This is a genomic window from uncultured Jatrophihabitans sp., assembly GCF_964244045.1.
GTDB lineage: Bacteria > Actinomycetota > Actinomycetes > Mycobacteriales > Jatrophihabitantaceae > Jatrophihabitans.
This window is the reverse complement of record NZ_CAXTHK010000055.1, coordinates 1-14,518: the sequence shown is the minus strand read 5'-3', so window position 1 is coordinate 14,518 and position 14,518 is coordinate 1. Positions and strand designations below refer to the sequence as shown.

Annotated in this window: 13 protein-coding genes and 2 pseudogenes; 10 read left to right on the top strand and 5 right to left on the bottom strand. The window is 67.1% G+C overall.

The window, feature by feature from the left end:
- Window positions 1-251: 251 nt before the first annotated feature.
- The 3 genes from ACFFC4_RS21255 to ACFFC4_RS21245 all read right to left on the bottom strand — a co-directional run bounded on the left by ACFFC4_RS21255 (window position 252) and on the right by ACFFC4_RS21245 (window position 2,191).
- Window positions 252-590 carry a hypothetical protein gene (locus ACFFC4_RS21255; RefSeq protein ID WP_375504600.1) on the bottom strand — a complete coding sequence of 113 codons (339 nt, stop codon included), beginning with the start codon at window positions 588-590 and terminating at the stop codon, window positions 252-254.
- 305 nt (window positions 591-895) lie between these two features.
- Window positions 896-1,435: an RNA polymerase sigma factor gene (locus tag ACFFC4_RS21250; protein ID WP_375504604.1), complete on the bottom strand. Its 540-nt coding sequence runs from the start codon at window positions 1,433-1,435 to the stop codon at window positions 896-898.
- A 189-nt stretch (window positions 1,436-1,624) separates the two neighbouring features.
- Window positions 1,625-2,191, bottom strand: coding sequence for a TetR/AcrR family transcriptional regulator (locus tag ACFFC4_RS21245; RefSeq protein ID WP_375504598.1), 567 nt, complete (start codon window positions 2,189-2,191; stop codon window positions 1,625-1,627).
- Between the two features lie 156 nt (window positions 2,192-2,347).
- Here ACFFC4_RS21245 and ACFFC4_RS21240 point away from each other — a divergent pair, with 156 nt between their 5' ends.
- Complete coding sequence (locus ACFFC4_RS21240; protein ID WP_375504596.1) at window positions 2,348-2,860, top strand: ester cyclase; 513 nt, start codon at window positions 2,348-2,350, stop codon at window positions 2,858-2,860.
- Window positions 2,861-3,033: 173 nt separating this feature from the next.
- Window positions 3,034-3,691: pseudogene (locus tag ACFFC4_RS21235) on the top strand (class I SAM-dependent DNA methyltransferase).
- 164 nt (window positions 3,692-3,855) lie between these two features.
- On the opposite strand, the gene ACFFC4_RS21230 reads toward ACFFC4_RS21235, so the two are convergent.
- Together ACFFC4_RS21230 and ACFFC4_RS21225 are read right to left on the bottom strand one after the other, a co-directional pair.
- Complete coding sequence (locus tag ACFFC4_RS21230) at window positions 3,856-4,002, bottom strand: hypothetical protein (RefSeq protein ID WP_375504594.1); 147 nt, start codon at window positions 4,000-4,002, stop codon at window positions 3,856-3,858.
- A pseudogene (locus ACFFC4_RS21225) lies at window positions 4,002-4,934 on the bottom strand (ATP-dependent DNA ligase); the annotation flags it as partial. The pseudogene ACFFC4_RS21225 and the gene ACFFC4_RS21230, both read right to left, overlap by 1 nt.
- 64 nt (window positions 4,935-4,998) lie before the next feature.
- On the opposite strand from ACFFC4_RS21225, the gene ACFFC4_RS21220 reads away from it, so the two are divergent.
- From ACFFC4_RS21220 to ACFFC4_RS21185, 8 genes are all read left to right on the top strand, one after another.
- Complete coding sequence (locus tag ACFFC4_RS21220; RefSeq protein ID WP_375504592.1) at window positions 4,999-6,165, top strand: tyrosine-type recombinase/integrase; 1,167 nt, start codon at window positions 4,999-5,001, stop codon at window positions 6,163-6,165.
- A 41-nt stretch (window positions 6,166-6,206) separates the two neighbouring features.
- On the top strand, window positions 6,207-8,675 hold the full coding sequence (locus ACFFC4_RS21215) for a tyrosine-type recombinase/integrase (RefSeq protein ID WP_375504590.1): 2,469 nt from the start codon (window positions 6,207-6,209) through the stop codon (window positions 8,673-8,675).
- A gap of 4 nt (window positions 8,676-8,679) precedes the next feature.
- Window positions 8,680-9,768 (top strand): ATP-dependent DNA ligase, encoded by a 1,089-nt coding sequence (locus ACFFC4_RS21210; RefSeq protein WP_375504588.1) that lies wholly within the window; start codon window positions 8,680-8,682, stop codon window positions 9,766-9,768.
- A 196-nt stretch (window positions 9,769-9,964) separates the two neighbouring features.
- Window positions 9,965-10,462, top strand: coding sequence for an RNA polymerase sigma factor (locus tag ACFFC4_RS21205; protein ID WP_375504586.1), 498 nt, complete (start codon window positions 9,965-9,967; stop codon window positions 10,460-10,462).
- Entirely contained in the window at window positions 10,459-11,292 is an 834-nt protein-coding gene (locus ACFFC4_RS21200; protein ID WP_375504584.1) for a hypothetical protein, read from the top strand. The genes ACFFC4_RS21205 and ACFFC4_RS21200 overlap by 4 nt, the downstream gene beginning before the upstream one ends.
- Window positions 11,293-11,327: 35 nt before the next feature.
- On the top strand, window positions 11,328-12,083 hold the full coding sequence (locus ACFFC4_RS21195) for an ATP-binding cassette domain-containing protein (protein WP_375504602.1): 756 nt from the start codon (window positions 11,328-11,330) through the stop codon (window positions 12,081-12,083).
- Entirely contained in the window at window positions 12,080-13,387 is a 1,308-nt protein-coding gene (locus tag ACFFC4_RS21190; RefSeq protein WP_375504582.1) for a hypothetical protein, read from the top strand. The genes ACFFC4_RS21195 and ACFFC4_RS21190 overlap by 4 nt, the downstream gene beginning before the upstream one ends.
- A 41-nt stretch (window positions 13,388-13,428) precedes the next feature.
- Window positions 13,429-13,971 (top strand): hypothetical protein, encoded by a 543-nt coding sequence (locus ACFFC4_RS21185; protein WP_375504580.1) that lies wholly within the window; start codon window positions 13,429-13,431, stop codon window positions 13,969-13,971.
- Window positions 13,972-14,518 lie beyond the last annotated feature (547 nt).

Sequence of the window (14,518 nt, the reverse complement as noted above, 5' to 3'; positions counted from 1 at the left end):
TGCACAACACCTCGCATCAGGACGGGCGTTGCGACGACCGATTGAACTCGCCATCCGCTACCGGGCGGTCGCCAGTCTTTCCTGGCTGTGGTCCGTCTGCTGCTGATCGAGGTGAGCCCCGGGCCCGCGACCTGTCGACGAAGATCGGCCGGAATCAAGGAGCGGCGGATCCCATGGGTCTCACGCCCCGTCCGAACCAACAGTTCAGCTCGAGCCGGTCGAGGCAATGGTCAACCGCGGATACCAAGCAATCAGCTGCAGTCGGCTGTAGGTCCAACGGCCCAGGTGGTTCCGTACCCGGCCATCGCCACTCCCGTGCCGGGCGCGCCAGTGGCACCGGTCTGGCTGCCCGTCGACAGTTGCACGGCGATAAGCAGGGTGACCCCGGCGGGGAACTTTTCCGGGCGGATGATTAGTCCGCTGGTGCCCCCGGGTGCGTTGTACTGCACCACGTTGCGGTCCAGCTGGCCGGTGAACGGACGGACGGTTCCTCGGCACCACTGGCTCGTCACCTGGGTATCGGTCACCCAGATCTTCGTGTGCGCCTGCGCCTGGTCGAGAGAGGCCTGCAGCGCTGCGGGATCCTTCACTTCGTTCCATCGGACAGTTACCTGCACCGAACCATCGGATCGGGTCGTCACGCGGTAACCCGCCGGTCCCAATGCTTGCGTGCTGTGGTCCCCACTTGCTCCGACGTTCAGCACGAGGAGGGTCGCTGCCGCAGCTGCCGCGGCAGAGGCTGCCGCAATGAGGACTCTCCGTCGCGCAGCCACGGGATGGATTTGGGGGGGCTGCCGCGAGGTGGAGACGATGTCATCGAGCATCCTGCGGGCGTCGGGCGAGGAAGGGTCGTAGTGGGCGTCGGCGTAGGGATCTGCTGCGCGAAGACTGCTGGTCATGCGGTGCCTCCGTGGGGAATGGCGGTCGGGATGTCGATGTCATCGCAGTCGTGCCCGACGAGGTCAGCGAACCGGCGTCTGGCTCGGTGGAGCCGTACTTTGGCTGCTGCTGGGCTGCACTCCAGCGCAGCAGCGATTTCGTTAGTGGTCAGTTGCTCCCACTCAGCGAGCATGAGCACTTCACGGTCACGCTCGGAGAGTCCAGCAAGAACCGCACGAACGCGGAGTCGATCAGAGATGACCTCCGCGGGGTCGCGGTCGGGAATGGATCTGGAATTCGCAGCGCGTTCGCCCAAGCGGATCGCGCGGGAACGGCGCCGAATTTCATTCGCCACGATCCGACGGGCTGCACCGTAGAGCCACGGCAGGGCGTTGCCCGGTACGTCGTCAAGCCGGCGCCAGGCGAGCAAGAAGGTTTCGCTCACGACCTCTTGCGCGGTCTCGCCGCCGACGCGCCTCGCTGCGTAGCGCATGATCGAGGCGTAGTGCGCGGTGAAGAGCGCCTCGAACCGAGCTTGATCTGTTGTCACAACCATCACTTGTCCGGCATCGGCTCCTTGGTTACAGGGCCGCGTCAACAGTGTCCACCGCGAAGGCCGTCAGCCGCTTCGTCCCCCAGCGATGTCCCGGTGACCGAGAGACGATCCGCTTGTGGAACGACGCCTTGATCCGCGGTGTCAGGTGGGCGACGTCCACGGCAACCGGGTCCGCTTGCGGGACACCGACTAGCCACCGAGGAGATGGGTGACGAGGGTTCTACCGAGCCAGTCGGTGTAGGTGGGAAGGCTCCAGCCGCGCTGGAGCACGAGGAGGTCGTAGATCTCGACCGAGATGCAGGTCCAAAGGACGTCGCGCGCTGCGTCGGGGTCGGCTCGTAGTTCGCCGGTGGTCGCGAGATGGCCGGCCAGCATTCCCATGCCGGTCAGACGCTGTTCGGCGAGTTGGTCCCAGAGCCGGCGCAGGTCGGGGTCGCTTGCGGCACCGTTGCGGATGACGATCTGAATCGCCGCCGAGCGCTGTGCCCGGACAGCTGCCTGTTCGGCGTACATGAGGAGCTTCCGGCGAAGGTCGGGTTCTTCCCGAATCGCCGTGGCCTCCGCGCGGTCGGGCACGGCGACCGGCTCGTCGTCGCCGGCGATCACGACGTCGAAGACTTCCTTCAGCAGCGCGGCCTTGCTGCCGAAGCTCTTGTAGATGCTCTCGGGAGAAACCCCCGCCGCGCGCGCGACGTCGACAATCGTGGTGGCGGTATAACCGCGTTCCTCAAACAGGTGTTGGGCGGCGTGCACCACGTCCCGACGCCTTTCGCGGGCCCGTTCGCGTCGGCGACTGACGTCGTAGGAGCGCCTGTCCGTTGCCGGCCGGCGTGCGGCGGCAGGGTTGACATCGTCTGGCATCGAAGCCATCCCATCTTTCATTACTGTCCCACTTTATCGAAAGCGGTGGCCATGTCCCTGACAACTTCTGCGACGGGTGACGTCGCGCTGCGCAGCTTGTCGATCATGGCGGAAGGCGATCTGACGGACTTCGAGGCAGTGATCGCTCGCGACGCCGTCAATAGGGAGGACATCATCGAGCCGCCCGGGTGCCGTGTCGGGGGGCCAGACGGGTTCCACGCGACCGCGCTCTGGCTGCGTTCGGCGTTCGCCGACCTGTCCCACGAGCTGCACCACGTCGTCGTGCAGGACGATCTCGTGGTCATCGACGCAACGATGAGCGGTTGGCACACCGGCGACTTCGTGACCTATACGGGTGATGGCGAACTCGATCGCGTCTGGGCACCCACCGGCAGGTCGTTCGCGGTCCGCCAGACGCACTGGCAGCACGTCGTCGACGCAAAGGTTACCGAGCACTGGGCGGTGCGCGACGACCTCGGCCAAGGTCTGCAGCTCGGGTGGATGCCGCCCACACCGCCGTACCTCATCCGCTGCGCCCTCGCCAAACGGCGCCACCGTCGATGATCATGGCAGCGCCGAATGCCAGCTTGCCCTCAACCGAGGTGCCTCGCGCCGTCACCCCTACCGGCTCAGCGGCGAGGTGGGATCTGGCGCTGCTGCCGTGCTGTCCGAAAGCGGATCCCGACGGGTACTTCGGGGCGAGCGTGGCGCCGCGCTACGACGACCCGGCCGACCCGATGTTCGCGGCCGGCGCGATCGATCCGGCCGTCAGCATGCTCGCCGAGCTGGCCGGTGAGGGGCGGGCACTGGAGCTGGCGATCGGCACGGGGCGGATCGGGCTGCCTCTGTCCCGGCGCGGAGTGCCGGTGGTCGGCATTGAGCTGTCCCGGGCGATGGTGGAGCAGCTACGGGCCAAGCCGGGCAGCGAGGCCATCGACGTGACGATCGGCGATATCGCCACGACCACCGTGGACGGCATGTTCACAGTGGCCTACCTGGTGTTCAGCACGATCAACAATCTGACCTCGCAGGAGGCGCAGGTGGCGTGCTTCCGTAACGTCGCCGCACACCTCGGCCCGGGCGGTTGCTTCGTCGTCGAGACGAACATCCCGCCCCTGCGCCAGTTGCCGAAAGGGCAGGATGTGCAGGGATACCGGGCCGGCCCCGAGCACATCGGGCAGCTATAGCTTCGACCACGCCAGCCAGCGGTACAGCGGACATTACGTCGATGGCACCGGTGAGTACCGAACCGTCCCGTTCCGCTATGTCTGGCCCTCAGAGCTCGACCTGATGGCGCAGCTCGCCGGTCTACGTCTACGCGATCGCTGGGCCGGCTGGAACCGGGAACCGTTCACCTCCGACAGCCGCTCGCACGTCTCGATTTGGCAGAAGTAGACGCAGCTTCTCCGCGCACACCTCGATCCTCGATCCGCATCGCCGCACGCGGCCCTGCGTGCGCGTTGGATCTCTGCTGGCGAGCTCGGATCGCCCGTTGGCGGGTCGGCTGACGGGCGGGCTCATTCCTGGTGGCGATCGCGGTGAGCTCGGGGGCGGGCGTCCTACCGGTCGAATGCGGCGCGGACTGCGGCGGCGGTGGAGGTGTAGTACTCGGGTGGTTCGATGAACCACCATTCGTCGTAGGGCACGCCGCTGGTGATGGCGCGTCGGTAGCCGAAGCAGACCAGGTACAGCGTGCGGATGTACATCACCGCTTCCAGTCGGTTGAGTTCCTCCTCGCTCGGTTCGACGTGTAGGCGATATGCGTCGACGGCCGCAGCGATCCATTCCGGGTTCGCCTCGCGCGGGTGACCTCGAGCACCCGCTCGGGACGTAGCGGCACGAATGACAGGTCCTTAGTGACGTTCCAGCGAGACACGTTGCCGGGGAGCCGCTGGCTCTGGTGCGCATCGGCGTTCGCCCACTCCTGCCAGGGGTGGCCGTCACCATCGACGGCCAGCAGCGGTTCGAGCTCGTCGACGAGTTCGGCCCGTCGCTTCGCGGTGAACGCGCCGACGACACCGACGTGCTGCAACTTGTTCTCGTTGTTGTAGAGCCCGAGCAGCAGCGAGCCGACGAGTGGTTGCGCCTCGGTGGAGGTCTTGTGCCAGCGGAAGCCGGCGAGCACGCAGTCGGCCGTCCGCACGTGCTTGATCTTGAACATGACCCGCTTGTCGGGCTGGTACGTGCCGTTCAGGGGCTTGGCGATCACGCCGTCGAGATGGGCGCCCTCGAGCTCGACGAACCACCGGTTCGCGACGTCGAGATCGGTGGTCGTTGGCGTGAGGTGGATCGGTGCCTTCGCGTCGGCCAGGGCGCCCTGCAGCGCGGCGCGTCGCTCGGCGAACGGCCGGCCGGTGTAGTCCTCGTCGCCGAGCGCGAGCAGGTCGAAGGCGATGAACGAGGCCGGGGTCTTCTCGCTCAGCATCGTCACGCGGGACACGGCCGGGTGCACGCGTTGCTGCAGGGCCTCGAAGTCGAGTCCGTCGCCGGTGGCGATGACGATCTCACCGTCCAGCACGCATCGATCGGGCAGTTCGGCCTTCACCGCCTCGACCAGTTCGGGGAAGTACCGGGTCATCGGTTTCTCGTTGCGGCTGCCGAACTCGACCTCCTCACCATCTCGAAAAATCAGAGTTCGACCAGTTGACTGAACTTCGGCGTGCCTCCTGGGGTGGGTGGCCTACCGGAAGGAGGCTGCGGACGTGGGCGTGCTCGGTTGGGTGGAGTCATCGACGTCGGGACTGCCGTGGCGGGTGATCTTTCCGGAGGGTGAGCATCTGGCGGCGTCGTCGTACCTGCGGGAGCTGGCGGCGTCGGACTGCAGCCCGTTGACGCTTCGGAGCTACGGGTACGACCTGCTGCGGTGGTTCCGGTTCCTGCACGACCGCTTGGTCGGGTGGGAGCGCGCGGAACGGGTCGATGTCCGGGCGTTCGTCGAACACCTGCGAGAGGCGCCGAATCCGCAGCGGCTGCGTCGTCGTAGTGACGGGCCGGCGGCCGGTTCGGTGAATCCGGTGACCGGCAAGGTCGAGCTGACATCGCGCTACGCCGCTCGGACGATCAATCACCAGCTGTCGGTGCTGTTCGGGTTCTACGACCATGCCTGCGCGGCTGACCTCGGACCGCTGGTGAACCCGGTGCCGGCGCAGCGGACGCGTGTGCGCGGTCGGCCGAACGCGCACCACAACCCGATGGAGGACTTCGTCGTCCATCGGCGGGCCAACTACCGGCAGAAGACGCCTCGGCCGGTGTGGCGGGGCATCCCGGACGACGCTGCAGACTCACTGTTCAACGCGTTGCGGTCGAGCCGTGACCGGGCGCTGGTCAGCTTCTATCTGTCGTCCGGAGTGCGTGCCTCTGAGCTGCTCGGTCTGCGGCACGGTGACCTGGACGCCGGGCAGTACACGATTACGGTGACCAGTAAGGGCAGCCGGCTTCGCGAGACGGTGCCGGCCTCGGTGGACGCGTTCGTGTGGCTGGCGCTCTACTTGGGCGAGCAGCCGCCGATGAGTCCGGGCGGGCCGGTGTGGTGGACGCGGCGCGCGGACCCTGCGCCGTTGAACTATCACGCGATGCGGGCCGTGTTGCGGCGAGCGAATACGAGCCTGGGGACGAACTGGTCGCTGCATGACTTCCGGCATACCGCGGCGGCGCGGCTGCTGGCCGATCCGGCGTTCACGTTGGTGGACGTGCAGACGATCCTGCGGCACGCGAGTATCACGACGACCCAGATCTACACCCAACCGCGGCTCGAGGACCTGGTCGGCAAGGTGTTGGAGCATTACGCCCGCCCACCAGCTCCTGGCCCGACGATCGAGCCCGCCTACGACGCCGATGCGGTGCGGGAACTGTTGGGGCTGCCCTCGTGACGGGTGAGCGTCGACGGAGCAACGCTCAGGACCAGGCTGCGGTGACTCGCAGCGCCTCGATGCCGTCGATCAAGTTGCTGTCGCGGCCCGAGTCGCCGTATCTGTCGCCCGTTGCCGCCGATGATCGGTTCGGTCCGTCGGGGATGGTCCGGCCGTTGTGGGCCTACGACGCGGGTCAGCCGCCGCCGGCGGCGCCCGCCGACTCGCCCACATCTCGGATGCAGCGGCTCTCGATCGAGGAAGTCTCCGCGGCGATCTCCGAGCTCGTGTCAGATCCGCTTGACCCGCTGGCAGCGACCCACGAGCCCGCCGCGCGGATGGTGCTGAACAAGCTAGCCGCCTACCCGGGCGAGACCTGGGAGCAGCGTTGGCTGGCCAGCGGCTACGACGCCGCAGCGCGCACCTGGGCCGACCAGTTCCAGCGCCCCGCCCCGGGTGAGCGGTCGATCCCGGTCCTCGGCATGAACACCTTGCTGCAGGCTCGAGTGTTGCGACCGTCGTTCAGCTGGCTGCTGGACTCGCAGCGCAAGCTGGACACTCAAGCGTTCCTGCACGCCGCCGGCGGCCCGGACCTCGACGCGCTGCGCCGGCTACCGGCCTACGAGCGGGGCTTGCCGCGGCAACAACGCGACGTCGAGGCCGGGCTCGCAAGGATCATGATCCGCACCGGCAAGGCGATCGAGCAGATCACCGGCGACGACCTGCTGCACTACGCCGACATCGTGAAAACCTCCGGCCGGCACCGCCGCGAACACCTACTCTGGGAACTGCTAGTGCAGCTGGCGCCCCTGGCCGGTGAGGCGCGGACCTTGCGAGCGACGTGGTCAGCCAAGGGCAACACCCGTCAGCACTCGACCGCGACCCTGGTGGACCGTTACGGCATCGCTCGTTGCGGCGTGCGCGACCTGCTCGTGGACTACCTCGACGAGATCCGGCCCGGCATGGACTACGGGTCGCTGGAGGGCCTGGCCTACCGGCTCGTGCGGCTGTTCTGGTGCAACGTCGTGCAGATCAACCCCGAGCAGGCGGACCTGCGGTTGTCGCCTGCGGTGGCGACCGCGTGGCGTGAGCGGCTGGCCCTGACCATGGACGGCAGCCCACGCCGAGAGACCCACTCGGTGCTGTTCGCGATCCGCGGGTTCTATCGAGATCTGGCCGAGTGGTCCCACGACGACCCGGTCCGGTGGGGTGTGTGGGTTGCGCCGTGCCCGGTCCCGCGCTCGGTCAGCAGGGCTGTCTCCAAGGCCAAACGACGAAGCAAGAGCGAAATGCACGATCGCACCCGGATGCTGACACCGCTGCTGCCGGCGCTGGTCACAGCCGCCGCGGAGCAGAAGCAGCGGACCAGCCGGTTCCTCGAGCTCGCCGCGGCCTGCCAAGACGGCGAACGATTCGAGCTCGACGGACATGAGTTCGTCCGCGACTCACCGACCGAGCGATATGCGCATCAGCAGCGGCTTCGGGTCTGGGTTCGTTCTGCGGACGGACAGCCGCGGCCGGACTGGATTCGGCAACGTCATCGACGTATCGATGTCACCGCCGCCGAGCACGACGGATTCTGGGGTTGGGCGGTGGTGGAGACGCTGCGACACACCGGCATCCGCATCGAGGAACTCACCGAGCTGACGCAACTGTCGCTGCGCCACTACACCTCGCAGAGCACCGGCACGCTCGTCCCGCTGCTGCACATCGTGCCGAGCAAGACCGACTGTGAGCGCCTCATCCCGATGAGCCCGGAGCTGGTTCAGGTGCTGCTGGCCGTGCTGCGTCGAGCCAAGGCCGGCCAGGACCGCGTCCCGCTCTCGATCCGCTACGACAACTACGAGAAGACGCACGGCGAGCCGTTCCCGCACCTGTTCTCCCGTCCGATCGGCACCCGCCAGGAGGTGCTGTCGATGAGCTACGTGCGCCAGCTGCTCAACCATCTGGCCGTGATCTCCGGCGTCACCGACGCCGGTCAACCCGTGCGGTTCACCCCGCACGACTTCCGCCGGCTGTTCGCGACCGACGCCGTCAACGGCGGTCTGCCGCTGCACATCGCCGCGGCACTGCTCGGTCACCTCAACCTCGACACCACCCGCGGCTACACCGCGGTGTTCCCCGAGCACATCATCACCGCGCACCAGGCGTTCATCGAGCGCCGACGAGAGCTTCGACCCTTCGGTGAGGACCGCCTCGCCGAGCCGGACGAATGGGCGGAGTTCGAGCAGCACTTCACGCTGCGCCAGGTCGCGCTCGGTGAGTGCCACCGGCCCTACGGCACCCCGTGCGTCCACGAACATGTCTGCACCCGCTGCCGGTTCCTGCGGGTCGACCCGGCACAACTCGGCCGCATCGAGGAGATGACCGACAACGCCGAGCAGCGTCTGAGCGAAGCTAAGCAGAAGGTCTGGCTCGGCGAGGTTGCCGGGCTCGAAGACAGCCTCAAGCATCTGCGGGCCCGTCGGGCCGAGGCACTGCGTCGTCTGGATCAAGGCGACAACGCATTCGCGGACAACACGCGACAATGAGCCGATGAAGCTGCCTGTGATGCCGCCGGTCTCGCCGATGCTGGCGAAGTCCGTGCCAACCATCCCGCCCGGCGCCTCCTATGAGCCCAAATGGGATGGATTCCGCTGCATAATTTTCCGAGACGGCGACGACGTCGAGTTCGGCAGCCGCAACGAGAAGCCGATGACGCGCTACTTCCCCGAACTGGTCGAGGCGGTCAAAGCCGAACTGCCCGAGCGGTGCGTGCTCGACGGCGAGATTGTAATCGCAACAACCGACGGGCTGGACTTCGACGCGCTGCAGCAGCGCATCCACCCTGCGGTGTCGCGGGTGACGATGCTGTCGGAACAGACGCCCGCTTCGTTCGTCGCCTTCGACCTGCTCGCGCTCGGCGACGACGACTACACCGGACGTCCGTTCAGCGAACGGCGCGCTGCGCTCGAGAAAGCGCTCAAGAAGGCAAAAGCACCGATCCACCTCACGCCGACTACGACCGATCTCGACGTCGCGAATCGCTGGTTCGTCGAGCTCGAGGGCGCGCACCTCGACGGCGTGATCGCCAAACCCCTTGGCGGCACCTACCAGCCCGACAAGCGCACCATGTTCAAGATCAAACACGTCCGGACGGCCGACTGCGTACTCGCCGGGTTCCGCTGGCACAAGACCTCCACCGAAGCGCAGCCACTCGTCGGCTCATTGCTGCTCGGGCTCTACAGCGAAGAGAACAAGCTCCAGCACGTCGGCGTCGTCGGTTCCTTCACAGCCAAGCGCCGCGCCGAACTTGTCGACGACCTCGAGCCGCTGCTGGCCGTCGATAGTGACGGCCACCCCTGGCAGGAGTGGGCGAACGCCGAGGCGCACGCGGGGCAGCGACTGCCCGGCAACGTCAGCCGCTGGAACGCCACCAAGGACCTGTCCTTCGTGCCGCTGCGCCCCGAACGCGTGCTCGAGGTCAAGTACGAGCACATGGAAGGCACCCGCTTTCGGCACCTGGCCCACTTCGTCCGCTGGCGCGACGACCGCACCCCCGAGTCATGCACCTACGAACAGCTCGAACAGCCGCTGACCTACGCGCTGAACGACATCGTGCCCGGCCTCGGCGGCTTACGGTGACTGTCATCGCCGGGAGTCTCTCGGCGGTCATCACAATGCTGGACGATCTTTGCGATGTGCAGCAGCTTGCTGCACCTTTGCTTGCCGTTCGCGGCCACGCTTCATCAAGCGGTGAAACCGATCGGTGACGCGCCGCGTCTGAGTGGGTGTGGGTAACCAAGCCGGTGACGGCGACAGGGACGCCGACTTACTGGCGTTGGTCGCCCGCCAGGACCGCGCTGCGTTCGAGGAGCTGTATCGGCGCAACGCGCCGTGGCTGTTCGCGCGGCTTGCCCGCAGATCCGCGGATGAACAGATCGTCGCCGATGTCGTCCAGGAAACCTTCCTGGCGGTTTGGCGCGCGGCCGCAACCTATCGAGCGTCCGGGTCGGCGCCGGGGTGGATCTGGTCAATCGCGTCCCGCCGGCTGATCGATGCGTTCAGGCGTCGAGCGCGTTATCAAGCCGAAGTGCTGGAACCGCTCGACATGGACGTGAGCGTCTCGAGTGAGGACATCGTGCTCGACCAGCTCATCGATGCCCGGCTCGTTGCGGCCTTGGCGACTTTGTCGCCGCAGATGCGCGCGGTCTTGCAGGCCACGGTCATCGACGGGCTCAGTGTCCGCGAAACGTCCACGCTGCTGGGCGTGCCGGAGAACACGGTGAAGACCTGGTCGCATCGGGCCCGACTGCGCCTACGGGAGGCAATGACATGACAATCCACACGCCGGCCAGCGACACATCGTGGCATCCACCGAGCTCGGGCATCGAGAACTACGTGGCGGCGCAGACGAGCGATGTCGAAGCGTGGTCGATCGAGCGCCATCTAGAAGCCTGCGCCCGTTGCCGCGAACTCGTCCGCGACTACACAGATCTTGCGCCGCTGCGAGTCGCCGTTGAGACCGGCTGGCAGTCCCTGGCTACCGCGCTGGAGGCAGAAACCTCACCGTCGACCCTGATCGCCAGCACCAGCCACCGCTGGCGCGCGATCGCCGGCCCCGGACTGCGGCTGCCGTGGATCGCGGCCTTCGCCGGGCTGCTGGCGCTGGCGACGGTGGCTGGTCGACTCGGCCCCGTCGGAGCGCCCCCGTTGTTGCTTTTGCTTGCCCCTGTGCTGCCGCTCTGCGGTGTCGCCATCACCCACGGGCCGCTGCTGGACCCGACCCACGAGATCAGTTCGACAACACCGTTGGCAGGTCTGGAACTGGTGCTGCTGCGCACGACTGGCGTGCTCGCCGTGTGTCTTCCCGCGGCGGCAATCGTCGGCGCCGCGACCGGACGTGCCGCCCCGGCCCTGTGGTTGTTGCCCAGCGTCGCGCTCACGCTCACCGCTCTGCTGCTGGGCAGCGTGATCGGCGTGACGAAGGCGTCCGCTGCGGTCGCGATCAGCTGGTTCGCGGCCGTGGTCACTCCCGCGGTGACAGCGGCGCGACACCCCTTCGTGCTCACCAGCGATGCCTGTTCCATCTGGGTTGCTGCAGCCGTGACGGCGGCGCTACTACTACTGCTTCGGCGACGCTCGTTCCTGCGGTTGGAGTCCTGGTGACCACCCCCTCATTGCCATCTCCGCCTTCGTCGACACTGTCCGAGGACGCGGTCGACGTCCGGGGGCTGACCGTGACCTACCGCAACAGAACCGCCCTGGACGGTCTGGACCTGCACCTCGGACTCGGCGTGCACGCGCTGCTCGGCCCGAACGGCGCGGGCAAGACGACGTTGATGAGGGTGCTGGCCACCATCGCCAATCCCAGCGCCGGCAAGCTGACCCTCTTCGGACAAGACCCACGAGACACCAAGTCAGTGCGATCCATCCGTCGCCAGCTCGGTTATCTGCCCCAAGATTTCGGCTACTACCCGAGGTTCACCGTCGCGGAGTTCGTTGAGTACTTCGCGTGGTTGAAGGAGATGCCGAAGGAGTCGATCGGGCTGGCGGTCGATCGGGCATTGACCCGAGTCGGACTGGCCGATCGTGCAGGGGAGAAGATGCGCTCGCTGTCGGGGGGCATGCGTCGCCGCGCAGGCATCGCCCAAGCCATCGTCAACGATCCCGCGCTGCTGTTGCTGGATGAACCCACCGCCGGGCTCGACCCGGAAGTCCGGGTGGAGTTTCGCGAGATGCTGCGTGAACTCGGGCGCGACACCTGCGTCGTCGTCTCCACCCATCTGGTCGAGGACGTCGCAGCAGCCTGCGACTCGGTTCTCCTTCTGGCCGACGGCCACGCCGTCTGGACCGGTCATCCCGACCAGATGGCGGCACTGGCCGGCGACAGCGCTGGCGACAGCGCCATCGAACGCGGCTACACCACGCTGCTTCGCGATCACCGCGCGCTGCGATGACCGCGCGTGTCGTGAGCATTGAGGCCCGGCGTGGCTTCGCTCCGCTGTTGATCCTGCTGGTCGCGGTCGAGTCGGCCCTTCTGCTCTCAGCACACCCCGCGGACTGGGCGGCGTCCTGGCCAGGGGTCGGCCAGGCGCTACGGGACTCCACCGCAGCCTGCGGAGCGCTCATCGTCGCCGCCGGCGTGTGGCTGGGCTCGCGCGAGCGGCGCCGCGGAATGATCGATCTGCTGGCCAGCACCCCCCGCCCGCGGTGGCGCCGATTGGTCGCGACCGGCATTCCGCTCGCGTTGGCCGCGTCGCTGGGGCTGTTGATCACCGGCGGACTCGCGGCACTACTGGTCGCACCTCACGCCTCCTACGTCGGCGGCCGTTGGTGGCTCGACGTCATCCTCGCGGTCCTCGGCCTGGGCGCGGTCACCGCCGCGGGCCTGGCAATCGGCCGCCTGGCCAGCACCATCAGCAACGCGGTCGGACGGATGCTGCTCGCACCCGTGGCTGGGATCGCCACCTACATCGGCGTACTCACCCTGCAACGCCAACCGCCGACATCGTTGCCGACCGCCTGGAACATCGCGAACGCCTCCATCGGACCGTTCCAACGCATCGACTACCGCGGTGCCCTTGGCCAGGGCGTCTGGCTGGTCGGGCTCGCCGCCGGCCTGCTCATCGTCGCCGGTGCCCGCCGGACCTGGCTCGGGCTTGCTCCCATCGCCGTTGCCGCCGTCGTCTCGGCCGCGCTGCTGCCCTCCGGCCTGAACTCCGTCATCGGCTACGACCCTTCGGCCAACCAACTCGTCTGCACCGGCACCGGGCCTCGTATCTGTCTGACTCGAGAGCACCAGCACCTGGCTGGGCAGATCCGGGATCTGGTGACCACCACCTACGCACGATTGCCCGCTTCGCTCGTCATGCCGGCGACCGTGGCCGAAAGCGGACCGTTCCATATTCCGACGCCACGCGGATCGCTGACGTTGTCCATGCCCTCGGCCTCGCACGACGTCACTCTGACCGGCAGTCTCAGCGCTTCAGGAGCGCGCAGTATCCGTGGAGCGGTCGTCGGCAACGCCCTTCCCGAATGCGACTTCAAACACGAGAATTACCAAGGCACCCTCGCCCGGGCCACCGTCAGCGCTTACCTGACCGGCGGACAGGACGGCGCAGTAGCCGGCGACCCGAACGCAGGGCTGCTCGACGGCCTCCGCTCGATGACACCAGCGGCTGCGGGAAGCCGAATCAGTCGGTATCTCAGCGTCGTGAGCAGTGGGAAGTGCGGCACTGCCTCGCTCGACGCCCTCCGATGAGAATCGCCGCCCTCTGGGCACGGTCACGCAACATCACACTCGTGGCCCTCTGCCTGATCATCTTGAGCGTCCTCGTCTGGCAGACCGCCCTGCTACTCGACCGCGGCCTGACCCCGCAACCCCAGAACCGGATACCGGCGACCCTCCTCGCGGCGCTGTTCGGAGCGACCCTGCTGTCGGCAACCCTGCCGCCCATTGACTGGGATATCGAGACGAGCACCGCGCTTCCCAAGACCGCATTCCGAGCTGCCCACGCGATCAGCTACATCGTGATCGCCGCGGCCGTGCTCGGCGTCGGACTATGGTCCAACCCAGACACCGCGGGGGCCACCGTCCTGCTGCGGGACCTGCTCGGGCTCTGCGGATCGGTCCTCCTGGTCGCCGCGTTCGTCGACTCGAGGCTGGCTTGGACCCCGGCATTCGTATATACGTCGGTCGCGCTGCTCGCCGGCCACTCGACGAGCCACATCGTCACCTGGATGCGAAACGACGGTGACGATCGCCTCTCGTGGTTGATCGCAGCCGTCTTGGTGGCCGTGGGACTGATTGTCTTCATCCTCCGTGGACCGAAACGAGTCAGCTAGGCCCGCTTGCGGACGCCGATGCTCCCGCATATGGGCACGCGAGTCAGTCGCCTCCCAGAGCGGGTTTTAGAGTCTTTAGAGTTCATTCGAATACTTTTCCGCGTTTCGAACGTGAAGTGCTGGCTGAGACCTAACTTGAGAACAGACGACCGATTTGAGAATTGTTGAGAATTTGGCCCGTTCAGACGGGATAGTTGAGAATCACCGGCCGCCGGCCTGGGGGAGTGGCGGAGCCACAGCCTTGCGACCTCCAACGGAACGATGCAGCTTGGGTCGTCCCACAAGCGGATCCGTCATCGGACAGACCCGTTTGCTGGCAGACTGCGCTCCGTCTGGGCCGCGTTGATGCCACCGCTCGCACGCTGGCGGAGGTTGTCTGGCTCCTTTGCCGGGGCGAGCGGTAGCTGGCTAGAGGCATCCCGTGGGTGTGGTCAGCTGAGGCCAGAACTCAACGTTCGCGGCGTGTGCGCCTAGGTAGGCCAAGGCGCGTGTGGGACTGCCCCGGGTTCGGTTGACTCTCGGGGTGTGTTGATCAGGCCGCGGTTGC